Origin of the sequence: Microcoleus sp. Pol12B3 (genome assembly GCF_036701355.1) — a bacterium.
Taxonomy (GTDB): Bacteria; Cyanobacteriota; Cyanobacteriia; order Cyanobacteriales; family Microcoleaceae; genus Microcoleus.
This window is the reverse complement of record NZ_JAUBQS010000055.1, coordinates 1-26,322: the sequence shown is the minus strand read 5'-3', so window position 1 is coordinate 26,322 and position 26,322 is coordinate 1. Positions and strand designations below refer to the sequence as shown.

Sequence of the window (26,322 nt, the reverse complement as noted above, 5' to 3'; positions counted from 1 at the left end):
GATGTAAAAACATGAGCGACGATCGTAGCCACAGGTCTTTACTTGTACCACCTTCAACTCAAGATTGGATTCAAGGTATTCTGAGTGCCAAGGTAGTGCTGGTGATGTACGGAGATTATCAATGCCCTAGAAGTGCGGACGTTTACAAGCTGATTAAAGCGATCAAACGAGAGCTTAGTGCTGCTTTTGGAGAAGATTATTTATGCTTCATCTTCCGTCATTTTCCACAAACACAGATTCATCCCCATGCTCAACGGGCAGCCGAAGCCGCCGAAGCCGCCGCCGCCCAAGGAAAGTTTTGGTTAATGAGCGATACCTTATTTGACCATCAACAAAGGTTGGAGAACGGTTATCTTGTCGAGTACGCCAATGATTTAGGGCTTGACATTCCTCAATTTCTCAAAGAGTTGTCTAAACAAGTGCATGTCGATCGCATCAACGAAGATATCGAAGGCGGAATAGAGAGTGGAGTAACGACTGCCCCAGCCCTGTTTATCAATGGAATTCGGTATACCGAGCGCTGGAACACGACGGAGTTGATGGCTGCCATGATTGCTGCAAGTCATTAAGTTCCCCGATCTTTGCTCCCAATTCATATCTGACTTGTCTGTAAGTGCTGTAAGTTATCTAATTTTGATGGCTAGGATTTTGCCTGTTTCAATGAACAAAATTGCCATTTTTTGAACCATGACAACAGTTACCATGCCAACAACTGAATTCCTGGGTATTGATTTAGTCAATTACAAATCAGTATTTAATTGAGGATAGTTCTATGACGCATTCACTAGTACAAGGCAAGAATAATCCTGGGCATGAAGGTAAACCTCAGACTGGTTCTCTTCGCGACTCTTCAGTTAACCATGCCCTGATTGCGATCGCGCAAGAAGTCACTGAGTTGCTGAGACAAACTTACCTGAGACAAACCGATGAAATTAAAACAGGAGAAACAGAATGATACTGCAAGATAAAGTGGCGTTAGTCACTGGAGGCACATCCGGAATTGGCAGAGCAACAGCGATCGCTTATGCCAAACAACAGGCAAAGGTGGTAGTAGTGGGTCGTCGAATGGATGAAGGTGAAAAAATAGTTCGATTGATTCAGGAAGCTGGCGGAGAGGCTATTTTTGTGCAAGCAGATGTCACGAAAGAAGCCGATGTTAAAGCAATGGTTGATAAAGTAGTTGACGTTTTTGGTCGGTTAGATATTGCCTTTAATAATGCAGGAACTATCGGCGAAAATCATTCATTGATTGAGCAAACAGAAGTGGAATACGATCGCACGATGAACGTCAATGTCAAAGGCGTTTGGTTGTCAATGAAACATGAAATTACTCAGATGTTGAAACAGGGAAGTGGTGCGATCGTCAATATGGCATCTGCAAATGGAGTCGTTGCATTTCCTACCTTCCCCCTCTACACCGCGAGTAAAAGCGCGGTAATCGGTTTAACAAAAGCTGCTGCGCTCCAATATGCCAAAGCGGGTATTCGCATCAATGTCGTTGCACCAGCGGTAATCGAAACAGATAGGTTTGAAGCAGCGACAGGTGGGCAGGATGAAGTCAAAGCTTACATGGCAGGACTTCACCCGATCGGACGGATTGGAACACCGCTTGAAGTTGCAAATGCAATCTTGTTTTTATCATCTGACATGGCATCGTTCATAACAGGTGAAACGTTGATGGTAGATGGTGGCTATGTAGCACAGTAGTCGATCGGCAATGCAAAATATTGCAGTGATCGAATGCGCGATGGCTAGCTTTTGCCTGTTTTGTTGAGCAAATTGCCAATCTTTGAACCATGCTAACAATTACAACGCCAACCCTTGAAGCCAAGCGCAAAGGCTTAACGCACATCCGATTACAGCAAGTGCTCGGCTATATTCGTACTCACCTTGATCGAGATTTGTCACTGACTGAGCTTGCAGAAGTGATTAATATTAGCCCGACTTACTTTGCGAGTTTGTTTAAGCAAACAATGGGAATTTCTCCACGTCAGTACGTGATTCAACAGCGTGTGGAACAGGCAAAGTTGATGCTATCGAAAACAGATTTGGCGATCGCAGACATTGCCCTACAAGTAGGCTTCTCCAGTCAAAGCCATTTGACGCAGCACATCAAGCGATTCACGGGAAAGACCCCCAAGCAGATTCGTTAGCACCATAAAAATCTGAAAATTTGCCCTAACAATCTGAAAGAAATCGAGCCTTGGAATTCATTACATTGAAGTTAAGTTAGGCAAGAATCTGAAGCAGCAACAGAATTAAGATTGTATCTTCGTCCACAGCGTCAACTAAGAATGGATCGTACGAAAATGAGTATTCAGCAATTAATCACGCCTGAAAAGCACAATTTAGGGGGGTTTAGCGTACAGCGCATCTTACCGAGTGAAACCCTAAAAATGGTTGGACCTTTCATCTTATTTGATCACTTAGGCCCAGCTATTTTTCCGGCTGGAAAAGGCGTCGATGTTAGACCCCATCCACACATCAATTTAGCGACGGTTACCTATTTGTTTGAAGGAAGCCTTCTGCATAGAGATAGTCTAGGTACAGTACAAGAGATTTTTCCGGGCGAGGTGAACTGGATGACAGCGGGCAAAGGTATTGTTCATTCTGAGCGATCGCCCGAGAGCTTTAGAGAGAAAGAATCTACTCTTCACGGCATTCAGACCTGGATTGCCCTCCCCGAAATCGCTGAAGAAGTTGAACCCAGCTTTTCACATTATTCGGCGACTGATTTACCGAGGTGGACTCAAACAGGCACCAGCGCGACCTTGATCGCCGGTAGCTATCAGTCTCACCAATCACCAGTTAAAACCTACTCTGCTACTCTTTACCTAGCGCTCGTTTTCACGGAGGGTAGTCAATTTCAGCTAGCGCCAATAGAAGGTTTAGAAAGGGCAGTTTATAGCGTCACATCCGGCTTATTCGTAAATGGAAAGCCTTTAGAGCCATATCGTCTAGCCGTTTTAGCACCGGATGAATCAGTAAATATCAGTGCGGGGGCTGAGGCAAAAGCAATGATTATCGGCGGGGCACCAGTGGGCGATCGCACAAAGTACTGGAACTTTGTGTCGAGCCGCTCAGCGCGTATCGAGCAGGCAAAACGAGATTGGCAAGACCGCCGCTTCCCGGCGGTTCCCGGTGAAACTGAATTCATTCCGCTCCCTGATAATTCAGATCACGGTAGTAGCGCGCCCCCTCTGAGTTGATGATGGTTAGGCGTTCTTTGCTGAGCGAGAGAACAGCAGCTTAACTCGTACAGCAAGACTTTCTACTATTTCGGATTAAGTCTATTTCATTCGCAAAACGCTTGGGAAATGATATGGAAGTCGGAATTGACAGTTTTGCCTCGGTTGGAACGAGTGAAAACGGCGAAACGGCGGATGCCGCGCAGTCCGTCGCCGAACTGCTGGAGAGAATAGAGCAGGCGGATCGTTCCGGCTTGGATATCTTCGGCATCGGCGAGCACCATCGGCATGAATTTTTAGATTCGGCAAACGCGGTTATTCTCGCCGCTGCCGCCGCACGCACCGAGCGCATCCGTCTAACCAGCGCGGTTACGGTGCTGAGCGCGGCTGACCCGGTGCGTGTGTTTCAACAATTCGCCACGCTCGATTTGATTTCAAAAGGTCGCGCCGAAATGGTTGTCGGGCGCGGCTCGTTCACCGAAGCCTTTCCGCTATTTGGATTTAGCCTCGGCGATTACGACGAGATTTTCGCTGAAAAGCTCGAACTCTTGCTCAAAATTCGGGACAACGAAACGGTCGATTGGTCGGGCAAATTTCGCCCCGCGCTGGAAAACCAAGCAATTTATCCGCGTCCGCTGCAAAAGCCGTTTCCCATCTGGATTGGGGTCGGCGGTACGCCGCAATCTTTCCTCCGCGCCGGAATGCTTGGACTGCCGCTCGTGGTTGCCATTATCGGTGGCGACACGCATCGCTTTCGCTCGCTCGTAGATTTATACCGTGATGCCGGAGCGCGCACCGGGTACGCGCCCGAAACATTGAAAGTTTCATTGCATTCAATCGGTTATGTCGCCGACACGACTGAACAAGCCGTTGAAGAATTTTTTCCGGGCTACGCCGAAACCTTTACTAAAATTGGCAGAGAGAGAGGCTGGCCGCCTGTTACGCGCGCCGATTTTGACGCGCAGCGCGGCGCAACCGGCGCGTTACTGGTCGGCAGTCCCGAAGAAGTGGCGGAGAAAATCCGCCGTCATAGCGAATCGCTCGGCGGCATTTCGAGAGTAACTTTTCAAATGGACAACGCGCAGATGAATCACGCCCAACTGATGCGCTCCATTGAACTGATTGGAATGCAAATGTCGCCACTCTTGAACAATTAAAATATGCGGGCATGGTTCAACTTAAGTTCCGTTAGGGTAACAAGACAGAGAGACGAGCTGGAACACCGCTTGAAGTTGCAAATGCAGTCCTGTTTTTATCATCTGACCTGGCAGCGTTCGTAACAGGTGAAACGTTGATGGTAGATGGTGGGTATGTAGCGCAGTAGTCGCTCGGCAGTGCGACACGTTGCGACCAAGTGGCGATCGACCTGCATCATCCGCTCGATCGCTCTCCGTGCCGTTGGTTCCTCAAGGGCATCCCGATAGTAAGCAGCGTTTGATTGAGCAGTAATACATCCAAAGGAGTCCATCATGACGACAACACTTGCAGGCAAAGTTGCACTGGTAACAGGTGGTTCTCGCGGTTTAGGAGCGGCGATCGTAGGGTATGCAAAAGCTCAAAACTTTTACACTCACAATTAACGAAAGGAAAAGAAATGGCTGAAAAATTTGGTGCAAAATCGACCGCCGACGAGGTGCTTTCCGGCATTAATCTCAAGGGAAAGCGATTTCTCATTACCGGTGCATCGTCGGGCATTGGGCTTGAAACCGCCCGCTCACTGGTCGCTCACGGCGCTAGCGTCGTCGGCGCGGTCAGGGAGCTTGCTAAAGCTGAGCCAGCCACTGCATCGATTCGTGATGCCGCGTCGCAAGGAGGTGGCTGCCTGGAATTGATCAATCTCGATCTGGCATCCTTGCAAAGTGTTCGCGCCTGCGCGGATAAACTGTTGGCTGACCGTCAGCCGTTCGATTCCATTATCGCTAACGCTGGCGTTATGGCAACTCCATTCGGTCGGACGATCGATGGCTTTGAAGTCCAGTTCGGGACGAACCATCTGGGTCATCTCGCCCTGATCAATCAGAGCGAGCCGTTGCTCGCCGATAATGGACGGCTGGTAGTCCTGTCGTCGCTCGCGCATCGCGGTGCCGATATCGACTTGGACGATCCGAATTTCGAGCAGCAGGTGTACGATCCATGGGTCGCTTATAGTCGGTCGAAAACCGCCAATTCACTGTTCGCTGTGGAGTTTGACAGGCGGCATCGAGATCGCGGCATTCGGGCTGCTTCGGTGATGCCCGGAAACAGTCTGACGGATCTACCCCGCCATTTCTCGCCGGAGGACTTGCAGGGACTTTTGAAGACTGTTGACGCAGCACGCACCGAAGCGGGTCTGCCGCCGAAAGAGTTGAAAGAAATTCCGCAGGCAGCCGCGACGTCGGTCTGGGCAGCAGTCGTGGCGAATAAAGACGAGATCGGTGGGCACTATCTCGAAGATTGTGCGATCGCGCCGATCAATGACACGCCCAACCCGTTTGCCGACGGCGTAAGGTCGTATGCGCTTGACGCTAACAAAGCTAAGCAGCTTTGGGCGAAAAGCGAGGAATTGATCAGCGCTGTATCCTAAAGGTTATCGCGCAAGAATTTGACAAAACACCCTAAGAATCTGAAAGAAACCGAGCCTTGAAATTCACTACGCTTAAGTTAAATCAAACGAGAATTCGACGCAGCATTCATAGGAGATTTCAATGCCTTATCGCTTCGACTTTTGTCAATAAAATTTAGATGCGTTTACCCTGGGATTTGGAATAGTCAGGAAAAACTATTCATGAGAAAGTTCATTCTTCGGTTAGTTATTATCGTTCTGGTTGTCAGTGGGCTTGTTGGCTCTGGTTGGTTGAATCGTGCAACCCCTGCTTCCACCTGTGACATCGCAACTCGCTCTACAAAAATCGAGAGTGGAACGCTTTCCTATAATCAAGCAGGGACAGGACAACCGATTTTACTGCTGCACGGATTATTTGCCGAGAAAGAGCAGTGGAATGGCATGATGTGCGAGTTGGCTAGAGCAGGCTATCAAGCGATCGCACCCGATCTACCCGGTTATGCCAAGAGTACTGGATTTACCGTGAAAGACTATGCACTAGAGAATCAGGTAGCCCTCTTGCACCAGTTTGTCGAGCAGCTAAAGATTCAATCCCTTGATGTTGCAGGTAGCTCGATGGGGGGCACGATCGCAGCCCTTTACAGCCAGCTTTATCCCAACCAAGTTCGCAGCCTCGCCTTTATCGGTTCACCGCTAGGCGTAACGAATTGGGCAACTAGCGTCAGAAAATCGATTATTGAGGGCATCAATCCCTTTATTCCGATTACCAAAGAGCAGTTCGATCTAGAAATCAGTCTGCTTTTCGTGACGCCTCCTACGATTCCGGATGAGGTCAAAACCGAGAAAGTGAACGATTATGTGAATCGTAATCGAAATTATCAGCAGACTTGGGACATTGTGAATCTTTATGATGATGTGCTTTGTCAGTTGCCTCACAGTCGGGTTCCGACCCTGGCAATTTGGGGTCAGGAAGACAAAATCTATGATATTCGGGATGTCGATCGCTCACATCGCTGTCTTCCAGGGAGTCAAATTATTCAATTACCCAAAGCAGGACATTTGCTGTTGATCGAAAACGCTCAGGAAACAGCATCGAATTATCTTGGTTTTCTGAAAAAAATCAAAAATCGATAGACGAATCAAGCATTCAGCAATTAGGCTTTGGTGTCGAGGAATTGAATCTCAGCCAGTTGTTGGCTAATGACCTGAACATTAGGCTTACAAAAGAAAGGAGATCGCTATGAAAAACAATGGAACGACATGACTATTTAGTTAAGTTGCACATCGCCTTTGGCTGGGAGCGAGAAAACTTTTTTGGTGTGCTACGAGGCTGTGATATCTGCATTTGCTACTAAACGGTAACTACCTTACCAAATCGTGCTGACTTACGAAGTTAGGTAGAACTTACCTACGCTGAATAGTATTGAAATCCCGTCACTGTTTATTCTAAATCAAGGAGAGTTGGCACAGATGGAATCTATGAAAGCAGCCGTATTAACTGCGTTTGGTGATGCTGAGAAGTTTGAGATTCAAACTGTCCCTATACCAGCATTGAAGGCGAATCAGGTGTTAGTCAGAGTTTGTGCAACCTCGATTAACCCGGTCGATTACCAAACTCGTCGTGGTGATTACAAGGAGATAGTTCGATTACCCGCTATCCTTGGAGTCGATGTTTCAGGGGTGATTGAGGCAGTTGGAGAAGCCGTGACTGATTTCAAGGTGGGAGACAACGTGTATTACTCGCCGCAAATTTTTGGAGAATTCGGTAGCTACGCTCAGTATCATGTGGCTGATGCAGCGATTGTTGCATTGAAGCCTGCAAATTTATCGCACATTGAAGCAGCTTCTTTTCCGCTTGCAGGCGGAACGGCTTGGGATTGTCTAGTGACTAGGGGCAATCTACAAGTCGGTGAAACAGTTCTCATCCATGCGGGTTCGGGTGGAGTGGGTTCGATCGCAGTTCAACTCGCCAAAGCGATAGGGGCATACGTTTTTGCGACGTGTAGTTCTAGAAACCGAGATTTCGTGACAGAACTGGGCGCAGATCGGGTGATTGATTACAAAAATGAAGATTACGTAGAAGTCATTCGTCAAGAAACAAATGGACTGGGTGTGGATTTAGTTCTAGATACGATCGGCGGAGAAACAATTCAGCGTAGTCTAGAAATCATTCGTCCCTTTGGTAGGCTTGCAAGCATTGTAGACATTGCAATACCGCAATCGCTTCTTAAAGCATGGGGAAAGAATCTGACAATTCATTTTGTTTTGTCACCCCAGTACCGAGCAAAATTAGAGGCTTTGACAAAACTAATCGAGCGTCAACAGCTTCGCCCAGTGATTGATTCAGTATTGTCTTGGGATCAGGTCGTTCTGGCTCACCAGCGTCTAGAGCAGGGAGGAACACGGGGCAAAATTGTACTGAAATTTACAGAAAATTAGACTAGCTTCACGGCGTTGATAATTGCTAAACGGATTGGAGTTCGATTTTTGAAGGTCAATATTGATTGAAACAGGAGAAACAGGATGATACTGCAAGGTAAAGTGGCTAGATTTTAGGAGAAATAGGAATGATACTTCAGAGTAAGGTGGCGTTAGTCACCAGTTGTCATTCTCTATCTTGGCATTGTGTCTACCCAGTATTCTGATGTCTCTAAAGATTAAATCAATGGCAGTTTTAAAACAATTTGGGATTCTATTTGTGTTGGGCATTGTGGGCATTGTGATGGTTACGATTACATCGATTCCATTAGTTGAGCAACAGTTGGCGAAACTGTCTCCAGAAATACTGGCAAAAGTCCCGCCACTGTGGGTTTTAATACTCCTACAAGGACTACAGCTTACAGTTCTACTGGCAATCAGCATTCTGATCGGAATTGGCTGTGCCTATCGCGTTGGATTACGCTCACATTTGATTGACTACTGGGTACTTCATACCTCTAAGATTCCATATTCTGTCATTGAGATGAAATGGAGCTTGGGTGTGGGTGCAGCGACAATGATCATTCTCCTGTTGCTCGATCGGTTCATGAAACATGCTCTACCTGAAGCGCTACAGGCATCCAATAACACAGAACCGAATTGGCTGAGTTCACTTACAGCAATGCTTTATGGCGGCATCACTGAGGAAATTCTGATGCGCTGGGGCTTAATGTCGCTGCTTGTTTGGATAGCGTGGAAAGTCTTAAAACAAGGTATTACGTTGCCAAGCCAAGGAATATACCAAGGTGCGATTGTGCTAGTAGCGCTGGTATTTGGGCTTTTACACCTGCCCGCAACTGCCGCGATAGTTCCACTCACTCCGCTTGTGGTTATCCGAGCAATATTACTCAATGGGATAGCTGGCATGGCTTTTGGTTGGCTCTTTTGGCAATACTCACTTGAGGCTGCGATGTTATCCCACGTCAGCTTTCATGCCTTTTCCTTTGCTCTTAGCCTTTTGTTGGCAAGATTTGTCTGAGCTTTCTTCTAAAGCGATTTCACGATCATTTCAAGAGAGAACAACCGGACTTAGATTTTAGGAGAAATAGAATGATACTTCAGGATAAAGTGGCGCTTGTCACTGGCGGAACTTCAGGAATTGGTCGTGAAACAGCGATCGCTTATGCCCAACAACAAGCAAAGGTGGTGGTAGTTGGTCGTCGAATTGATGAAGGTGAAGAAACGGTTCGATTGATTCAGGATGCTGGCGGAGAGGCTATTTTTGTGCAAGCAGATATCACGAAAGAAGCCGATGTTAAAGCAATGGTTGATAAAACGGTTGACGTTTTTGGTCGGTTGGATATTGCCTTTAATAATGCAGGAATGGGCGGCGAAAATCCCTCATTGATTGAGCAAACAGAAGCTGAATATGACCGCACTATGAATGTCAATGTCAAAGGTGTTTGGTTGTCGATGAAATATGAAATTGCTCAGATGTTGAAACAGGAAAGTGGTTCGATCGTCAATATGGCATCTGCGGTTGGAGTCGTTGCACTTCCTAACATACTCCTCTACACCGCGAGTAAACATGCGGTAGTAGGCTTAACAAAAGCTGCTGCGCTCCAATATGCCAAAGCGGGTATTCGCATCAATGCCGTTGCACCAGGGTCAATCCAAACAGATATGTTTGAAGCTGCTACGCTCCAATATGCCAAAGCGGGTATTCGCATCAATGTAGTTGCACCAGGGGCAATCCAAACAGATATGTTTGAAGCAGTTACAGATGAAGCCAAAGCTTACTTGACAGGACTTCACCCGATCGGACGAATTGGAACACCGCTTGAAGTTGCAAATGCAGTTCTGTATTTATCATCTGACCTGGCATCGTTCACAACAGGTGCAACATTGCTGGTAGATGGTGGGTTTCTAGCGCAGTAGTCGAAAGGCAGTGCGAAATGTTTAATACAGCATTTCAAGCGACTCACTAAAGCAACACTGAAATCGGTTCGCTAACTTCATAAGAAACTCCATAAGAATCTGCAAGAAGTTGAGTGTTGGAACTGACTATACTCAAGTGAACTAAGACAAAGAGAACTTAGGAGTTGATGATTATGTCCAAAGTTGTAGAACAGAAAAAGATGATGAACCAAAACAAAGAGATTTACGAGTGCGTCATTGTCGGTGGCGGTTCCGCTGGACTCAGTGCGGCACTGCTTTTAGGCAGAAGTCGCCGTCGAGTGTTAGTCTGCGACAAAGGGAATCCGCGTAACGCTCCCGCACACGAGTCGCACAGCTTTTTCACCCGCGATGGCATCAGTCCGCATGAACTTTTGAACATTGGGCGCGACCAACTCAAACCTTATAAAAGCGTTGAATTTCAAGCGATCGGGGTCAAGGAAATCACCCCATCCGGCAATCAATTTGAAGTAGTGTTTGAGGATGGCACAATAAAAAAAACGCGCAAAATTTTGCTGGCTTTCGGGGTAATGGATGAATTTCCAGCTCTCGAAAACTTTGGTGATTTCTGGGGCAAAAGCGTGTTTCATTGTCCCTATTGCCATGCCTGGGAAGTGCGCGACGAGCCGCTTGCCATTGTTGGAAATGGCGAAACGGGCATCGAAATGGCGGCATTGCTGAAAAATTGGAGTGCTAATTTAGTCCTCTGCACCAACGGCAAAGCCGATCTAACCGCTGATCAAAGGACACTGTTAAAAAACCATAAAATTCTTGTTCGCGAAGAGAAAATCATCCGACTCGAAGGCGATAATGGACAATTGGAAAACATTGTTTTTGAGACAAATGAGAAAATTGCGCGTCGCGGAATACTGATCAGACCAAAGCAAACACTCCGTTCAAACCTAGCTGAAAAGTTAGGCTGTGAGTTGAATGAATTCAATTTAATCAAGACGACCAATGTTTTTAACGAAACTAGCGTCAAAGGCGTTTATGCGGCAGGTGACATCACTTCACCCATGCAAGTGATCGTCGCTGCTGTTTTTCAGGGTAGCGTTGCTGCTAGCGGCTTAAATCACTCTCTGATTATGGAAGATTTCGTCTAAATCAAGGTAATTCAATCTTCATCAGAACAAGCATCGTGGCTGGTCTAGTTTCATAGACCAAGAGAGTAGGGAAAGTCATGCGTGTTAATTACATATCAAGTCTACAGAGCGATCTAATGATGCAATCTTTGTGGTTTTTTGGTTCTTACCTTACCATCCTTGCTGCTCGACGCCGGACATTTCGCACTGGAGACTCATGCAGAGGAGGTGGCAACGTTGATCCGCGCGTTCCTCGACAGAACGCTCGGTTCCACGCTGCGTCTTGAAGGTGATTGCACAAGAATCTGACAAAACATCCTAAGAATCTGAAAGAAACAGAGCATTAGGAATCATTACACTCAGACTATGAAAACAGCAGATAGGAAGCAAAAACACATTCTCCGCGATAAGGGACATTCCATAAAACTCTATCATATGCCCGGTGCCTGTTCGCTGGCTGATCTCATCGTTCTTGAATGGATTGGTATGCCGCACGAAATCGTCAGGATGAGTCTTGAAAGCATCAAGTCACCAGACTATAGCTGTAGCCAATTAGATTAGGGCACAGACTATAAGTCAAGATAGTCGCCGTAAAACGGCGTTGCTGATTCAGGGTATGAATTAACTTTTCGCTTGATATTAGAAAACTCATCATAGTTGGTTTATAGCAATTGGGAAATCTTGAATTCATACCTGTATTCAATAACGCCAGAGTATTTCTGAAGCCAAAACTGGTACACAAAGCAATGCGACAGGCATTGCATACTTCAGTTTTTGTCTAAGTCTTAACAAAACCGAACATTTGCAGGAGGTCTAATGTTTATCGATTACCTTACACTCATGCTGATTAATCTATCAGCTGGACTCGCTCTGTTAGCTGCCTATGTGTATTTTGGTCTTGGTACTTCAAATCAGAAACGCTGGATTCCTGGTTTTGGTGTAGTCGGCGCGATCGCTTTAGTCACTGGCTTACACATGACTTTTACCTGGCCCATTATTGGTAGTTTCAATGTTGCCTTTGGTGAAACAACTGTTCTGTTTGGCATTTTGTTTCTAGGAACTTCCCTAGCTCTGGCAATGGGTTGGGAATTATTTACCCTGGGCATTTATGGATTCTTTGCAGGACTGGTATCGCTTCTAATTGGCTTTCGCATCATAAACCTGGGAATAACACAACTTCCTTTGCTGTCAGGAATTGGGTTCATTCTCGTTGGCTTAGGAGGAATTTTTTCCGTACCAACCCTCTCTCTCAAATCAACCCGGCTCTTGCGAACTATTGGAGCAATTGTGTTAAGTGTGGCAGCTCTCATCTTTGCTTATATCGGATTGACTGCCTACTGGGCGCATCTTGCGGACTTTTCGAAGTGGACACCCCTGCTAAGATAGTCGCCGTAAAACAACCATCATTAATCACGTAACTAAAAAGGAGTTTGATCGTGCAGAAAATCACACTTGACACTATCACTGAAGCCGTCATTAATCATGGCGATCGCGGCAAATCTCACCCACGACTCTATGAAATTTACACGAGCTTGGTTCAACATTTGCATGACTTTGTGCGTGAGGTGAATCTGACTGAATCAGAATTGCAGCAGGGACGTAATTTTCTCAACCAGGCAAGTCATCACACTCAGGAGATTCCCTCTGGAGAGATCCATTTGTTGACGGATCTACTGGGAATTTCAGAGTTGGTAGAATTGCTGAACGATGCTCATCGCGGTACAGAAAGCAATTTAGAAGGACCCTTGTATGTGCCGAATGCACCAGAACGGCAGATGGGCGATCGCTTGGGTATTGATACAGAAGGAGATTCGCTTTTCCTGTCAGGCAGGGTTTTAGATTTGAACGGTCAACCGATCGCCAATGCTCTGATTGATGTTTGGCAACCCAGTTCCCAAGGATTTTATGACATCCAAGAGCCATCTCAGCCGTTGGGGAACTTTCGGGGACGTTTCAAAACGAACAAGAGTGGAACGTATAGGTTTGAAACCGTGGTGCCACTAGGTTACAAAGTGCCAAGCAGTGGTCCATGTGGCGAGGTGCTGCGACTCTTGGGACGGCATCCTTGGCGCGGGGCTCACATCCATTTCAAACTCAATGCTCCGGAGTACACTCCACTGACAACACAAACTTTTATTGCTGGCGATCCTCACCTGGATTCAGATACAACCTTTGCAGTGCGATCGGCGATCGTTCAATTGCAAAAGCACGAAGCACTAGACGAACTCAAGGCACACAATCAAAGTAAACCGTTTTACACGACTGAGTTTGATTTTGTGTTGAAACCCGCTACTCTCTAGCGGAGAATCATCAAGCAATGGTTGCACATTATGTCTACACCATCAATCCAGAACAATCTGCTAATTGGCATTTGGAAGTTAATTTCTGCAACTGCCATTTACGCTGATGAAACGGTGACTCCAGACGTGTATGGAACTCATCCGGTTGGCTACATCACTTACACATCAGATGGTCACATGATGGTGATGTTTTCTAGGAGCGATCGCTCACCGCTGAGTCAGGAGGTCAGATCACCGCTGACTCCCCAGATGCAATCTTTACCCGTGGAAGAGCTTGCTCAAGCATTTACAACATTCAATGCTTACGCTGGAACTTATACGTTGAGTGGCAACACAGTAACTCACCAGATCAAAATTGCATCAATTCCTAATCGCGTTGGTACAACGTTAGTTCGCACCTTTACTCTTAATGAGAGCCGACTAACGCTCGTGACGCCGCCAGCCTTGAGTGATGGTGTTGAAGCGGTTTTTGAGCTGCTGTGGGAACGCATTATAGCAAGGTGAGTTCGTTGTCGATAACGAAGTAGAGGCAAGTACCATCACTTTTCACTCACTGAAAACGTCGCTATCCTCGGTTATCTCGACGGACGAAACTGGCTCACTGGCGAATGATCGATTGCCGCTCCCTACCTGTTCGTCATTCTGCGTTGGGCAAGCAACACTCAGGTCGGACTACAAGGCTTTGAGAACCTGTCACGATTTGTAGACCGCATGAATCTCGATGCTGGTGTGCGTGCCGCGCTGGCTACCGAAGCAGAATCAAAGCCATCTTAGAGGCGGCAAACGCGGCGATCGCCCTCAGGCAACAATGAAGGATTCTTGTCGTTCTGAAGTGACGGTAGGCAATGGATGCTTGCCCCATCTTGAAGTCTGCTTAACACAGCATTGTTAAAACGGTGATCGATCGCTGCATAACAATTGTGATGCAACAGACAAAAACACATCATCAATTTACAACGGAGAAACCTCTCATGCCTTACATTACCGTTGGTCAAGAAAACTCTGCAACCATCGATCTCTACTACGAAGATCTTGGGACAGGACAACCGATTGTACTGATTCATGGATTTCCATTGAACGGACATTCCTGGGAGAAGCAGGTTTTAGTTTTACTGAATGCAGGATATCGAGTAATTACCTACGATCGCCGAGGATTCGGTGCTTCCAGCCAACCCTCGTTTGGTTATGACTACGATACCTTCGCCGCCGATTTGAACACACTGATGACCAAGCTTGACTTGCAAAATACCGTGCTGGTCGGTTTCTCAATGGGAACAGGTGAAGTCACACGTTATCTTGGCAAATACGGCTCAGAGCGGGTGCAGAAAGCCGTGCTGATGGCTCCCGTTCCACCGTTTCTGCTAAAGACAGACGACAATCCAGAGGGTGTTGATCAAAGCGTTTTCGATGGCATTATGAAAGCGATTATTGACGATCGTCCAGCTTATTTCTCTGCCTTTTTCAAAGAGTTCTTCAATGTTGATGTATTGCTTGGCAATCGCATCAGCAATGAAGCGATTCAAGCCAGTTGGAATGTAGCAGCAGGGGCTTCTGCTAAAGGGACTTTGGATTGTGTACCTTCCTGGCTCACCGATTTCCGCGATGATCTGCCCCGCATTGATGTGCCGACTCTGATTATTCATGGAGATAGCGATCGCATTCTGCCACTGGAGTCCACCGCAGCAAGACTTCCAAAACTGATTAAAAACAGTCAACTGGTTGTCATTCCTGGTGGACCACACGCGATCAACTGGACTCACGCTGATCAGGTCAATCCCGTGTTGCTGGACTTTCTTCAGCAGAAATAATCAGTGACCCTTTCTCCTCCGAAATTCACAGATCCTGAACTTGATCCGATTGTGTAATTGCAAGCCTAAACTTATGCTGATCCAAAAACTAAACGACTGTGAAGAAATTATCGCTGGAGATGGAACTGTTCTGCGCGAACTGCTTCATCCTGACAAACAAGATATCAACTTGCGTTACAGTTTGGCACATGCGATCTTGCCTGTTGGCGAAACTTCGATTCCCCATTCTCTAAAGACTTCTGAGGTTTATTACATCATTAGCGGTGTTGGCGAAATGTCGATCGACAGTGAAGTTCGTCGCATTGAACCAGGCGATACGGTTTACATTCCTCCAAATGCAATCCAGTTCCTTCACAACTACGGCGACGAACCCATTGTTTTCGTTTGTCTAGTTGATCCAGCTTGGCGCAAAGAAGACGAAACGATTTATGCACCAGTCTGATTCATGTAAATCTCACTGCTAGGGATGATTGCTCACGATCTTAGGAAACCCAGCCATCGTTTTCAGTCAATGTTCATTGAAACTCTCTAGGAGCCATCATGAGTACTGCTGTAGTGAATAGCACGTCCCATGTTGTGATGGTTGCCCATGCAGACACTGTTGCCAAACTCATCGATTGTACTGCAACCGCGCTATAGACGAGGCATAAACGCATCCGGCTACATCACTGGACAATCCTTAGTGATCGATGGCGGATACACAGCGAACTGACCCATTTCAAGAGAGAACAAGAGAGAAAAGACGAGCTTGATTTTCAGATCACATTTACAAGGAGGGATTCTATGTCAACTTTTGTCTTAGTTCATGGCTCCTGGCATGATGGTTCTGCTTGGCAGGCAGTCATTGATCAACTAGAAGCAAAGGGACATCATGCTTTTGCGCCCACGATCGCTGGGCATGGCAAAGGCGTGAACAAAAACGTCAACCATGCTCAATGCACGCAATCGGTCGTCGATTACATTGTGAGTAAAGACTTAAACGATATCGTTCTAGTCGGACATAGTTTCGGTGGGACAATTATTGCCAAAGTTGCTGAAGCAATCAGCGATCGCATTCGACGACTCATCTTCTTCAATGCCTTTGTCCTCAATGATGGTGAAAGCATCAACGATAACACCCCACCGCACTCTCAAGCGTTATCCGATCAGCTAGCGAGACAATCGGGCGATCATACGGTGATGCTACCTTTTGAGATTTGGCGAGAAGCGTTTATCAACGACGCTGACCTCGAACTGGCTCGATCGAGTTACGCACAATTATCGCCTGAACCGTATCAACCGTGGCTTGACAAGTTAGACCTAAAGCAGTTTTACTCGCTGCCCATCCCCAAAAGCTACCTTTACTGTACCGAAGACAACGTCCTTCCTCAAGGCGATTGGGGTTGGCATCCCAGAATGTCTACCCGCTTGGGGCTATTTCGGTTCGTGCAAATGTCCGGTAGTCATGAGGTGATGTTTTCCAACCCGGTCGGCTTGGCAGAAAAGATGATTGCGGCAGGACGTGACTAGCTGATGGTTGAGATGAACAACAGACAATCGCTTATCCCCGAAACAAGGGCGCTAACCGATCAGAATTTGACCAATCATCGTAGGAATCTGAAAGCAATCAAGCATTGGTACTGTCTATACTTCAGATCAAACAAACGGAATTAGCCGGCAACGCTTGCTGCTCCAGTAAGTTCATAGCGATCGAACGCAGCAGTGCATCTTCGTGCTGTTGTGTTCCTAAACTGCCAAAACAATTAGATAAGAAATCCCAAAACGAGGCGCTTATGAATTCACAAACAATTCAAAATCAACTCACCAGTCCTACTGACGAGTCCGCAATCCGTGCTTTCCATCACCAGATGATTGATGCTTAGAATCGAGGCAGCGGTGAAGACTTCGCTGCTCCGTTCAGCGAAACTGCCGATTTCATCGCGTTCGAGGGAACCCATCTCAAGGGTCGAAAAGCGATCGCTGCGTTTAATCAGCAAGCTTTCGACACGGTTGTCAAAGAAACACGCCTAGAGGGTGACGTGAATTTCGTCCACTTGCTGAATCCTCAACTTGCTCTCATGAATGGAGTTGTCAGGGTAATGCTGCCCGGACAACCCAAAACTTCACCGTCACGAGATTCGATGCAGCTATTCGTCGTGATGAAACGTGATGAAGATTGGCGGATTTAAGGGCTACTCAATGCCCGGAAGTTGACGCTAGAACGGCAATTCTTCTTGGACGAGTTTGACTCGCTGAGTGAAGAGGCTCAACGTCAAGTAACCGATTTCATTATAGATATCAAGCAGCGTCATCAAGCAAATCAATCTTGAGTTTTTAATAACGATCGCAACTTACAGCAAACTCGATTGTGCCTTTAACATTGTGCCATTAACAATACAGGAATTGATTTTCCTCCTGACAAACTACTGCACCAAAAATTGATCGAGGACTTTGACAAGCTGATGTCAACGAATGCAAGAGGACTGTTCTTGTCCATGAAATATGAAATTCAACAAATGTTTAACCAAGGATCAGGTGAGATCGTGAACAATTCGTCAACCGTTGATTCTCAAGAAGGATGTATGAACACAGCAAAACTCACCTCTTCAAATGTCATTACACCAACAAAACTCTCCCATCGAGAGCATGAAGTTTTGAAGCTAATGGTTGCAGGACATAGCAATCCTGAAATCGCCACAATACTCTACCTCGGTCAGAGTACAGTCAAGACTCACGTCCATGGAATCTTGAATAAGTTGGGTGTCAATCATCGGGTGCAGGCAGCGGTTGTTGCATTGCAAATAGGATTAGTTTGATTTCGTCGGAAACTGGGTTGAAATCGTAGGGGTGAAAACAATGCAAACTTTACTCATCAAAATCAATAGGAACATTACACAACCACAAACCACAGGAGTTTTCTAATGAACCGAAAGATTCTTTCAACTACAATCATAACCGCAATCACAATCACAATAACAATTCTATCCGCCGTACTGTTACCGTTCAATTCTCCATCCTTCGCTCAAGTCAGTCCACAAGTGATTCCCAGAATCGAAGTGATCGAAGATTCCGAGGGAATTCCACCCAGCTACCGTTTAGTCATTAGCCGAGCTCAGGACGATGTTTATGTCTTCTGTCCCACTAACTTCGAGCCAGAGTTGAACTATCTGCGAAATGTGAAGGGGATTAAATGTAAACCGTTTACCAGTCCTTAGAAGTAAACCAGTACGGAGTACCGGACAACCATTTTTACAAACGGCCGTTATACAACGCGGTAAGCAAACAAGGAGCATATCCAAAAATGGTTAAAGGTAGGTTAGAGGCATTCAGTGATGGGGTAATTGCTATTATTATCACCATTATGGTACTGGAGTTAAAAACACCTCATAAGTCAGATTGAGCTGCACTACGTCCGTTGATTCCAACCTTTCTAAGCTAGGTGTTGAGTTTCGTGCATGTTGGTATTTACTGGAACAATCACCATCACCTGTTTCAGGTAGTCCGACAAGTGAATGGTTCAACTTTGTGGGCAAACCTACATTTGTTGTTCTGGTTATCATTATAGCGGTTCTCAGATTAATGAGGTATACAGAAACCCTGTAGTGTCAAGCTTTCCAGGCAAAAAATCGTACCTCACCTTTTTCAAAAAGGCTATATTTCCCTTTGTCACCGCATGGATGGGTGAAAATCACTTTGCTGCGCTGCCTGTGGCGCTTTATGGTGTGGTTCTCTTGTTGGCTGCGATCGCCTACTTCACTCTGACCCGCACACTTGTTTTTCACCACGGTCAAGATTCCACACTTGCAAACGCTCTTGGTCGGAACTTTAAAGGCAAGTTATCGGTATTGATTTATGCAGTTACAATTCCACTTGCTTTTGCAATCCCTTGGCTTGCATGTGCATTATACGTTCGGGTTGCAGTTCTGTGGCTCATTCCCGATCGTCGTATTGAAAAGGCGTTGAACTCATAAAGTTCCATGTTCGGAATGCTTGTTTGTGAAATTAGATGCATCGAGTGAGGCGGATCTCCGGGAATTGCTGCAGAAAGCGATCGCGACCTATGGCAGACTCGTTGGTGGAGTCACAGTGCGCTAAAAGGAAAAATCATCATGTTCAGAGTTTTAGCAACTACAGAAATGCAAGAGGAAATTTAAGTGACAAAAAAGGTGAATCGGCAATGGTATCTTGCTACGCGACCTGTAGGTTCAATCACAGAATCGAACTATGAATAGAAACAGCTCTTTGACGGTACGAATCAGGGCAAACTCATCATTAATGTTTTAGAAGAGTAGGGACTAAGAAAACCATAAGAATCTGAAAGAAGTTAAGCATTGGAATCAATACAGTTGAGATAGAACGAACTAGGAGAATCTAACATGGTCAAAGAGCAAATTGTAGATAAACAAGCAAATGTACAGGCAACCCCCAACCTGACACTTGCTCAGGAAGCTTTACAAGCGGTCTGGGAAGAGCATATCGGGCACGAGTTTGGTACTCACAGCACTAAAGATGCTCTCGCTACAATGGTTGAGTACGCTTACGTGAATCACATTCCAGTAATGACTGGGGGAGTAGGGAAGCCGGCGCTGCGTGAGTTTTATTCCAAGTACTTCATTCCACAGATGCCGCCGGACATAGAGTTGGCTCCGGTCTCACGCACAATCGGAACCAATCAACTCGTCGATGAAATGCTAGTTAAGTTCACTCATACCATCCAGATGGACTGGATGCTACCTGGCATTGCTCCGACAGGGAAACGGATTGAAGTGGCAGTAGTAGCGATTGTCCAGTTCCGTGATGGCAAGTTAGCCCATGAACACCTCTACTGGGATCAGGCGAGTGTATTGGTTCAACTCGGCATACTTGATCCGGTTACACTGCCCGTTGTAGGGGTTGACAGTGCGCGCAAGGTACTTGATCCGAGCTTGCCCTCAAACGCACTGATCGATCGTGCAAGCGACCGCGACTAAAGGTTAGAACAAGCTTTCCATCAATGCTTAAACCTGCGATCGCAGGTCTAAATGTTTCTCAGCGATTGACTGGAATGACATTGAAACAGGTTTGCGAGGTTGTGTTTCTTTGCTCTGATGCTGCCAGCTACATCACTGGGCAACCCTTAGTGATCGATGGTGGATATACAGCAAGTTGATTGAAACAGTTCTATCTATAACATGAAACTATAGCCCTTTACACACAAGGATATGGCGATGCGTAGACTCGTGAGTTCACCAAACGCCGTTGGCAACCTCACCTTTCAAAACACTGAAGTTCCTACTCCGAAGGTTAACGAGTGCTTGATTCGCGTCAAGGCATTTTCGATGAATCGGGGCGAACTCAAGCGATCGCAAAACGATCCACTGGGCACTCCAATTGGCTGGGATGTCGTTGGCGTTGTTGAACAAACAGCACAGGACGGCAGTGGTCCACCCACAGGGACAAAAATTGTTGCCCTCTCTATCCGCTCGGAGGGCTGGGCAGAATATGTAGCAATTTCGACTCGCTGTCTGGCTATCATTCCCCAGGGCGTATCACATACCGATGCCGCCACACTGCCCGTCGCGGGGTTAACAGCACTGTATGCAGTGGAAAAGGGATCTCGTTTACTAGGAAGTCGGGTGCTGATCACAGGGGCAACAGGGGGAGTGGGACTCTTCGCCATGCAGCTTGCTCGGATGATGGGAGCCAGCGTCGTTGCCCAAATTCGTCAGCCAGCGCAAGAAGCATTTGTGGGAGATTACGGCGCGGATGAAGTGGTGGTGACCGAGACCGGGCAAGAAGCCAAGCAGTTCGCGCCTTATCGACTGATTGTCGATGGAGTAGGAGGTGAATTGGTCGGGAAGCTAACTGCGTTTTTGGCTCAAGGAGGCACCTGCGTTTGTTATGGCAGTAGCAGCGGCAACGAGATGAAGCTGTCCCTGGCAGACTTCTATTCCGAGAATGGAGGACAGCGCACGCTTTACGGGTTCACGCTGTACACCGAAGTAGAGATGGAAATCGCTAGTTCTGGGCTGGCTCGTCTGCTGAGGTTAGTTGAGCAGGGGCGGCTCAAAACGCATATTGATCGAGCAGTTTCGTGGCGTGAAGCAGACGTAACGTCGGCTGATTTGATCGGGCGAAGATTTTCAGGTAAGGCTGTGCTGCATGTGGACTAATTGTTGTTCATCGGCTGAGTCATGTCAGCCACCTCGGAATAGATTATCGCTGAGCTTTATTTACAAAGAATGAAACAATTTACCTTGTTTACTTTCCTGTATCTGGCACTGGGAGTTTGTCTAACGGCGATCGCCCTTGGATACCCAAATCTGCCTTCGGGTCTTCAAATAAGCCTGTTCATCAGTGCAGGAGCGTCCTACCTCGTTTGTCTCTTCAGTACCTTCCCATCTTGGCGGGAGATGACAATCCGTTTCTATCGCAGGCGGAATTCAGCGGTCATTCTACCCTGGTTGGTGATTGGATTCAATCTTGTTTGGATGATCTGGGAAGTTCAGGGTCAGAACTGGGCAATGGAAGCCATTTTACAAGCGTTTTCGCGGCTAATAGTTGTCTTACTTTTTGCAGAAATCATTGTGATTACACAGCAAGTGAATTCTGAACATTAGGGTCTAAATCGGATGATGCCGAAACAAACTCGTTTCAGCAACGCGAGATAGAGCAAATATACTACACAAGGAACGCCATGAATAAGCCCGAGTTTTTTGTCACCCCCGGGTATGGGGAATACATGTTGAATGAATTGCATTACTCCCAAGCGGTAAAAATTGGCGATCGAGTGGAGACATCAGGTCAAGGTGGCTGGGATGACAATCTGCAAATTCCCGAACCGCTTGCGGATGAGATTGCCCAGGCGTTTCGGAATGTAGAGCGAACCTTGGCAACTGCTGGTGCGGATTGGGAGGATGTTGTCCACGTCAATTCTTACCATGTTGGCGGGTTTCCCCCAGAAGTTAACGATGTGATGGTCAGGCTATTTCGCCATTACATGCCCAACCATGCCCCAATTTGGACACAGGTAGGAGTCGCGGCTCTTGGGCTGCCAACGATGCGGATTGAAATCCGTGTTACTGCAATTGTTCCGTGAATTTTGCACAAGCGGCAACGGGGTGATTCGGTGGCTAAGAAGGACGCACCGATCGGGAAACCGCTCTCGCTCCGTTAAAGCATCTACTTGAACAGAGGAGAAATTCAGATGTCAGACAAAAATAAAGCAATCTTAGAAGCGGCAAACGCGGCGATCGCTCAGGGCAATTATGAAGAATTTTTGTCGTTCTGCACGGACGACACGCAATGGACATTGGTAGGCGACAAGACCCTTCAAGGGAAGGAAGCCGTTCGCCAATGGATGGCAACGGAGTATGTGGAACCGCCTTTGAATATCGTTGCGAACTTGATCGCTGAGGGGGATTTCGTCACGGCACTCGGCGACCTCACAATCAAGGACGAAGAGGGGAAGACGGCTCATTACTCGTACTGCGATGTCTGGTGCTTTCGCGGCGGCAAGATGGTCGAATTAAAGGCTTTCGTGATCAAAACCAAGGTCAAGGATGAAAGCAGCAACGCGGCATAAAAGGAATCGATTATCATGAAAATTTTTTCTCATCACCTGCGAGAACGAAACTTGAAACCCACATTCCGCACCCTCAACTGGCACACACAGTTGGGGTGCTAATGGAGAGTAGATCGGTTTGTTAAACTTGAGTATAAATACTCAGAAAGCCGTGTCATGATCGCGGATGCGGGTCAATTCTGAAAAATACCCCTCTTCTGTCACTCTGGGAAAATAAAAGTGAGAGCCAAATTTTAACTGTAGATAGAGCGGGGATTTGAGCGTTTATTTTCTAACAGAATGGCCCAAATCAAGATTTTTGATAAAAGTCTTATGCTCTAAGCATCCCGGATTATTTTATGCCGAAAGTGACAAAAGAGGGGTATCCCTCTTTTGTCACTCTGGGAAATTAAAAATGAGAACCAAATTTTCAACTGTAGGTTTATCAAGGATTTGAGCATTTATTTTCCAACAGAATGGCCCAAATCAAGGTTTTTGGTAAAAGTCTTATGCTATAACCATCCCAGATTATTTGCTGCCGAAAGTGACAAAAGAGAGGTATGTAGTAAATCGTACAGAAGTAAGCTTTCTAATATCTTAAGCTTCAGCGGTATTTCGCATACAGGATTATGCACACTATACAAGAACTATCGTGCAATTCTGCGTTTGTATTGCCTCGAAACTGCACCTTTAGTGAAACTGATTGGAAAGCCCTTGCGCCGTTTTGGTATCCGATCGCGTTCTCGCATCAAGTCACAGATCGACCGTTTGCCGCAAAGGTGCTAGATGAACGTCTCGTGCTGTTTCGACATTCCGATAGCTCGATCGTTGCAGCACGGGATTTGTGTTTGCATCGTGGTGTTGCTCTGAGTTTGGGATGGGTTGAGAACGATGAACTCCAATGCCAATATCACGGCATCGGCTACGACAAAAGCGGTCAATGCACGCGTATTCCCCCTCAACCAGATGCCGCAATTCCCGCTCGGCTGAAATTGACGACCTACGCTGTCACCGAACGCTATGGTTTAGTGTGGGTAAGGCTCGTGGATAACGGTTCGGTGCATTTTCCATACTTTCAGGCATGGAATGATCCAGACTATATTCAGGTTCTGCCAGCCAGCGTAGCTCACGAAGCTGCCGCAGGTCGTCAAGTCGAAGGCTTTCTGGATGTGAGTCATTTTGCGTTTGTTCACACCGAATCCTTTGGCGATCGCGAAAATCCAGAAGTGCCAGATTATCCCGTTGAGCAACTACCACCCGGGTTTCACGCTGCGGGATGTCAGCACGGTGAGCAACTATGCGCACAATCTAAAGCATCTGAGTCCGCCTGGGTTTAAGTGGCGTCGATTGTTTGAAGTGTAGCTGCCGTTCACAGCGAAGTTAAGCGTTACCTTTGGGAACGGGCAGTTAGACATCCTGAATGCTGCCTGTCCGGTTTCAGGCCGCAAAACGCGCTTGGGTAGTGCCGAGAGGCCACAATTTTGACAAAGATGGACCGCTGCAAGACACGCTGGACTTTAACCATCAAGTGTTTGGCGAAGATAAGGACATTGTTGAAGAACAGTATTCCGAAGATTTACCGATCGCGCTGCAAGATGAAGTCCACATTGCCGGGGATAAAAGCTCGATCGCCTATCGCAAAGGATTGGCCGCATTGGGTCTAGGACGATCGTTTACCGCCTAACTCCTATCTCAATTAAATTTCGGATATCCAAATCATGAGCGCTGATTTAGAATTTCAAAAACCAATTCCACCAAAGCAATCCTACACAGGTTGGCAAGCAGCACTGGCAGAGTTCTTTCAGTTTGATTTCTACAGAACCAATTTCAGAACAGAGACGCTCGCGGGTATCACCACGTTCATGACGATGGGATACATCTTAGTCGTCAATCCGATTATTCTGTCAAACGCGATTTTTCTACAACAGCCTGGAGATTTGTTTTCGCAATTGGCTGTAGCAACCGCTGTGGCGTCGGCAGTTGGAACCTTCTGCATGGCAATTTTAGCCAACTACCCGTTCGGGCTCGCGCCTGGAATGGGAACGAATGCCTTTTTTGCTTTTTCAGTTGTAATCGGACTGAAAATCGATTGGCGGTTGGCGCTGTCATGCGTGTTTGTTCAGGGACTAATTTTTATGCTTCTGACGTTGACAGATGTACGTAAGTTATTGATCGCGGCAATTCCAAAGTCGCTCAAGCACGCAACCGCAGGTGGGATTGGCTTGTTTATTGCCTACATCGGGATGTCAGGAGATGTTGTTAATGGGGGGGCCGGATTGATTGTGGCAAATCCAGCCACAAAAACGGCGTTTGGCAGCTTAGCAGAACCGAACACGCTACTGGCTGTGGCGGGTTTAGCGATTACAGCCGGATTGGTGGTGCGGCGCGTCAGAGGTACGTTACTATTTGGAATCTTTGGAACTGCAATTTGGGCTTGGCTGTTCAAGGTTTCACCCCCACCTCAAGGATTTTTTGCGCTGCCGGAACTGCCAAAAGACATTTTTGGTCAAGCATTTCTGGGCATTTCTAATCTGAATGCCGAGAATTTTATTGATTGGATTGCAGTGCTGTTTGTATTTCTGTTTGTGGATATTTTTGACACCATCGGGACGTTAACGGGTGTCGGAATGAGGGCCGGCTATATCGGCCCGGATGGCGAGTTGCCGCGTGCCAATAAAGCATTGATGGCAGATGCCATTGGCAACACAATCGGTCCAATCTTCGGTACGTCGAGCGTGACGACTTATGTTGAATCCGTCGCAGGCGTTGCTGAAGGCGGTAGAACTGGATTTACCGCTTTAGTTGTGGCAGGATTATTTACGGCGTCGCTGTTTTTCATTCCGGTGTTTAAAGCGATTCCGGCTTTTGCAACGACGCCGACGCTGGTTATTGTTGGCGCGATGATGTTAGGTGAGGTGAAAGAAATTCCCTGGGATGATATGTCGGAAGTGATTCCAGCGTTTCTAACGATTTTCCTGACTCCATTAACGTATTCGATCGCGGAAGGGTTGTCGATCGGATTTATTGCCTATCCGATTGTGAAAACCTGCCAAGGTAGAGCCAAGGAAGTGTCTGGGGGAACTTGGATCGTGGCGGGCATCTTCGTGATTCGGTTCATCTTTATGTCGCTGCGGTTTCATCATTCAGCAGCCTGAGCCGGCATAGGGAGATCCAACTGCTAGGTTTGAATCACTTATATCAAGTTCGATCTCCCTGATATCTTGCAGCAATGTCAATCAGGGGATTTTTCGTGGGGTCGGGCGGGTTTATCCTCCCCAACTTTCCATCACTTTAATTTCTACCTCGCAAGGAATCGGAGAGAGAAATTTATTCCCGGCTCTCACCATACATTTTTTAAGCATTGCTTTAACGGGCTTTACTTCTTCGATAGGAGACTCTATTAAAATTTCATCGTGAACCACACAAATCAGTTTATACCATTTTTTTAAAGATGTGATAGAGATAAAGAATGTAAAATCCAAGACCATCCGGTGAGAAAACAAATG

Annotated in this window: 34 protein-coding genes and 1 pseudogene; 33 read left to right on the top strand and 2 right to left on the bottom strand. The window is 46.8% G+C overall.

The annotated features are described in order from the left end of the window. The first annotated feature begins 11 nt into the window (after positions 1 to 11). From QUA53_RS22565 to QUA53_RS22475, 19 genes are all read left to right on the top strand, one after another. A complete protein-coding gene (locus QUA53_RS22565; RefSeq protein WP_333099889.1) occupies positions 12 to 569 on the top strand; it encodes a DsbA family protein in 558 nt (185 codons plus the stop codon). Positions 570 to 772: 203 nt separating this feature from the next. Further along, positions 773 to 955 carry a hypothetical protein gene (locus tag QUA53_RS22560; RefSeq protein WP_333099888.1) on the top strand — a complete coding sequence of 61 codons (183 nt, stop codon included), beginning with the start codon at positions 773 to 775 and terminating at the stop codon, positions 953 to 955. Then, positions 952 to 1,707, top strand: coding sequence for an SDR family oxidoreductase (locus QUA53_RS22555; protein WP_333099887.1), 756 nt, complete (start codon positions 952 to 954; stop codon positions 1,705 to 1,707). Before QUA53_RS22560 ends, QUA53_RS22555 begins: the two co-directional genes overlap by 4 nt. An 89-nt stretch (positions 1,708 to 1,796) precedes the next feature. After that, positions 1,797 to 2,153: an AraC family transcriptional regulator gene (locus tag QUA53_RS22550; protein WP_333099886.1), complete on the top strand. Its 357-nt coding sequence runs from the start codon at positions 1,797 to 1,799 to the stop codon at positions 2,151 to 2,153. Positions 2,154 to 2,309: 156 nt separating this feature from the next. After that, positions 2,310 to 3,209, top strand: coding sequence for a pirin family protein (locus tag QUA53_RS22545; protein ID WP_333099885.1), 900 nt, complete (start codon positions 2,310 to 2,312; stop codon positions 3,207 to 3,209). Positions 3,210 to 3,322: 113 nt separating this feature from the next. Beyond that, a complete protein-coding gene (locus tag QUA53_RS22540; protein WP_333099884.1) occupies positions 3,323 to 4,345 on the top strand; it encodes an LLM class flavin-dependent oxidoreductase in 1,023 nt (340 codons plus the stop codon). An 89-nt stretch (positions 4,346 to 4,434) separates the two neighbouring features. Continuing rightward, the gene (locus QUA53_RS29345; protein ID WP_445304981.1) at positions 4,435 to 4,512 is read left to right on the top strand and encodes a hypothetical protein; all 78 of its coding nucleotides are present in this window, start codon (positions 4,435 to 4,437) and stop codon (positions 4,510 to 4,512) included. A gap of 270 nt (positions 4,513 to 4,782) precedes the next feature. Then, positions 4,783 to 5,751 (top strand): SDR family NAD(P)-dependent oxidoreductase, encoded by a 969-nt coding sequence (locus QUA53_RS22530; protein ID WP_333099882.1) that lies wholly within the window; start codon positions 4,783 to 4,785, stop codon positions 5,749 to 5,751. A gap of 201 nt (positions 5,752 to 5,952) precedes the next feature. Next, positions 5,953 to 6,864 carry an alpha/beta hydrolase gene (locus QUA53_RS22525; protein ID WP_333099881.1) on the top strand — a complete coding sequence of 304 codons (912 nt, stop codon included), beginning with the start codon at positions 5,953 to 5,955 and terminating at the stop codon, positions 6,862 to 6,864. 336 nt (positions 6,865 to 7,200) lie between these two features. After that, a complete protein-coding gene (locus QUA53_RS22520; RefSeq protein ID WP_333099880.1) occupies positions 7,201 to 8,169 on the top strand; it encodes a zinc-dependent alcohol dehydrogenase family protein in 969 nt (322 codons plus the stop codon). A 226-nt stretch (positions 8,170 to 8,395) separates the two neighbouring features. After that, a complete protein-coding gene (locus QUA53_RS22515; protein ID WP_333099879.1) occupies positions 8,396 to 9,187 on the top strand; it encodes a CPBP family intramembrane glutamic endopeptidase in 792 nt (263 codons plus the stop codon). Between the two features lie 71 nt (positions 9,188 to 9,258). Next, positions 9,259 to 10,086 carry an SDR family oxidoreductase gene (locus QUA53_RS22510; RefSeq protein WP_333099878.1) on the top strand — a complete coding sequence of 276 codons (828 nt, stop codon included), beginning with the start codon at positions 9,259 to 9,261 and terminating at the stop codon, positions 10,084 to 10,086. Positions 10,087 to 10,259: 173 nt separating this feature from the next. Next, positions 10,260 to 11,207 (top strand): NAD(P)/FAD-dependent oxidoreductase, encoded by a 948-nt coding sequence (locus QUA53_RS22505; RefSeq protein WP_333099877.1) that lies wholly within the window; start codon positions 10,260 to 10,262, stop codon positions 11,205 to 11,207. Positions 11,208 to 12,002: 795 nt separating this feature from the next. After that, positions 12,003 to 12,572 (top strand): DUF981 domain-containing protein, encoded by a 570-nt coding sequence (locus QUA53_RS22500; protein ID WP_333099875.1) that lies wholly within the window; start codon positions 12,003 to 12,005, stop codon positions 12,570 to 12,572. 50 nt (positions 12,573 to 12,622) lie between these two features. Then, positions 12,623 to 13,486 (top strand): dioxygenase family protein, encoded by an 864-nt coding sequence (locus tag QUA53_RS22495; protein WP_333099874.1) that lies wholly within the window; start codon positions 12,623 to 12,625, stop codon positions 13,484 to 13,486. A 30-nt stretch (positions 13,487 to 13,516) separates the two neighbouring features. Next, positions 13,517 to 13,990: a lipocalin-like domain-containing protein gene (locus QUA53_RS22490; protein WP_333099873.1), complete on the top strand. Its 474-nt coding sequence runs from the start codon at positions 13,517 to 13,519 to the stop codon at positions 13,988 to 13,990. Positions 13,991 to 14,457: 467 nt separating this feature from the next. After that, a complete protein-coding gene (locus QUA53_RS22485) occupies positions 14,458 to 15,294 on the top strand; it encodes an alpha/beta hydrolase (RefSeq protein ID WP_333099872.1) in 837 nt (278 codons plus the stop codon). A gap of 73 nt (positions 15,295 to 15,367) precedes the next feature. Next, positions 15,368 to 15,736: a cupin domain-containing protein gene (locus tag QUA53_RS22480; protein WP_333093252.1), complete on the top strand. Its 369-nt coding sequence runs from the start codon at positions 15,368 to 15,370 to the stop codon at positions 15,734 to 15,736. A gap of 341 nt (positions 15,737 to 16,077) precedes the next feature. Then, positions 16,078 to 16,803 (top strand): alpha/beta fold hydrolase, encoded by a 726-nt coding sequence (locus QUA53_RS22475; RefSeq protein ID WP_333093254.1) that lies wholly within the window; start codon positions 16,078 to 16,080, stop codon positions 16,801 to 16,803. Positions 16,804 to 17,072: 269 nt separating this feature from the next. Here QUA53_RS22475 and QUA53_RS22470 read toward each other — a convergent pair whose 3' ends face one another. Continuing rightward, positions 17,073 to 17,270, bottom strand: a complete 198-nt coding sequence (locus tag QUA53_RS22470; RefSeq protein ID WP_333249089.1) for a hypothetical protein — start codon at positions 17,268 to 17,270, stop codon at positions 17,073 to 17,075. On the opposite strand from QUA53_RS22470, the gene QUA53_RS22465 reads away from it, so the two are divergent. From QUA53_RS22465 to QUA53_RS22405, 14 genes and pseudogenes are all read left to right on the top strand, one after another. Further along, complete coding sequence (locus tag QUA53_RS22465; protein WP_333249097.1) at positions 17,211 to 17,462, top strand: SgcJ/EcaC family oxidoreductase; 252 nt, start codon at positions 17,211 to 17,213, stop codon at positions 17,460 to 17,462. The genes QUA53_RS22470 and QUA53_RS22465 overlap by 60 nt on opposite strands. A gap of 198 nt (positions 17,463 to 17,660) precedes the next feature. Next, positions 17,661 to 18,089, top strand: a complete 429-nt coding sequence (locus QUA53_RS29340) for an SDR family NAD(P)-dependent oxidoreductase (protein WP_445251261.1) — start codon at positions 17,661 to 17,663, stop codon at positions 18,087 to 18,089. A 105-nt stretch (positions 18,090 to 18,194) separates the two neighbouring features. Beyond that, positions 18,195 to 18,488 (top strand): hypothetical protein, encoded by a 294-nt coding sequence (locus tag QUA53_RS22455; protein ID WP_333099871.1) that lies wholly within the window; start codon positions 18,195 to 18,197, stop codon positions 18,486 to 18,488. An 86-nt stretch (positions 18,489 to 18,574) separates the two neighbouring features. Continuing rightward, positions 18,575 to 18,838, top strand: a pseudogene (locus tag QUA53_RS29335) (TMEM175 family protein). A gap of 37 nt (positions 18,839 to 18,875) precedes the next feature. Then, the gene (locus QUA53_RS22450; protein ID WP_333099870.1) at positions 18,876 to 19,244 is read left to right on the top strand and encodes a hypothetical protein; all 369 of its coding nucleotides are present in this window, start codon (positions 18,876 to 18,878) and stop codon (positions 19,242 to 19,244) included. A 405-nt stretch (positions 19,245 to 19,649) separates the two neighbouring features. Beyond that, a complete protein-coding gene (locus tag QUA53_RS22445; protein ID WP_333099869.1) occupies positions 19,650 to 20,243 on the top strand; it encodes an ester cyclase in 594 nt (197 codons plus the stop codon). 23 nt (positions 20,244 to 20,266) lie between these two features. After that, the gene (locus QUA53_RS22440) at positions 20,267 to 20,422 is read left to right on the top strand and encodes an SDR family oxidoreductase (protein ID WP_333099868.1); all 156 of its coding nucleotides are present in this window, start codon (positions 20,267 to 20,269) and stop codon (positions 20,420 to 20,422) included. A gap of 58 nt (positions 20,423 to 20,480) precedes the next feature. Continuing rightward, a complete protein-coding gene (locus QUA53_RS22435) occupies positions 20,481 to 21,425 on the top strand; it encodes a zinc-binding dehydrogenase (protein ID WP_333099867.1) in 945 nt (314 codons plus the stop codon). Between the two features lie 69 nt (positions 21,426 to 21,494). After that, positions 21,495 to 21,872 carry a hypothetical protein gene (locus tag QUA53_RS22430; RefSeq protein WP_333099866.1) on the top strand — a complete coding sequence of 126 codons (378 nt, stop codon included), beginning with the start codon at positions 21,495 to 21,497 and terminating at the stop codon, positions 21,870 to 21,872. 122 nt (positions 21,873 to 21,994) lie between these two features. Then, positions 21,995 to 22,351 (top strand): RidA family protein, encoded by a 357-nt coding sequence (locus QUA53_RS22425; protein ID WP_333168708.1) that lies wholly within the window; start codon positions 21,995 to 21,997, stop codon positions 22,349 to 22,351. A 108-nt stretch (positions 22,352 to 22,459) separates the two neighbouring features. Further along, positions 22,460 to 22,837 carry a nuclear transport factor 2 family protein gene (locus tag QUA53_RS22420; RefSeq protein ID WP_333099864.1) on the top strand — a complete coding sequence of 126 codons (378 nt, stop codon included), beginning with the start codon at positions 22,460 to 22,462 and terminating at the stop codon, positions 22,835 to 22,837. 608 nt (positions 22,838 to 23,445) lie between these two features. Then, positions 23,446 to 24,153, top strand: a complete 708-nt coding sequence (locus QUA53_RS22415; RefSeq protein WP_333099863.1) for a Rieske 2Fe-2S domain-containing protein — start codon at positions 23,446 to 23,448, stop codon at positions 24,151 to 24,153. An 83-nt stretch (positions 24,154 to 24,236) separates the two neighbouring features. Beyond that, positions 24,237 to 24,500, top strand: a complete 264-nt coding sequence (locus tag QUA53_RS22410) for a hypothetical protein (RefSeq protein WP_333099862.1) — start codon at positions 24,237 to 24,239, stop codon at positions 24,498 to 24,500. 34 nt (positions 24,501 to 24,534) lie between these two features. Next, positions 24,535 to 25,971 (top strand): NCS2 family permease, encoded by a 1,437-nt coding sequence (locus tag QUA53_RS22405; protein WP_333099861.1) that lies wholly within the window; start codon positions 24,535 to 24,537, stop codon positions 25,969 to 25,971. Between the two features lie 111 nt (positions 25,972 to 26,082). Here QUA53_RS22405 and QUA53_RS22400 read toward each other — a convergent pair. Continuing rightward, positions 26,083 to 26,322, bottom strand: a 240-nt coding sequence (locus QUA53_RS22400) for a hypothetical protein (protein WP_333099860.1), incomplete at its 5' end; no start/stop codon positions are given.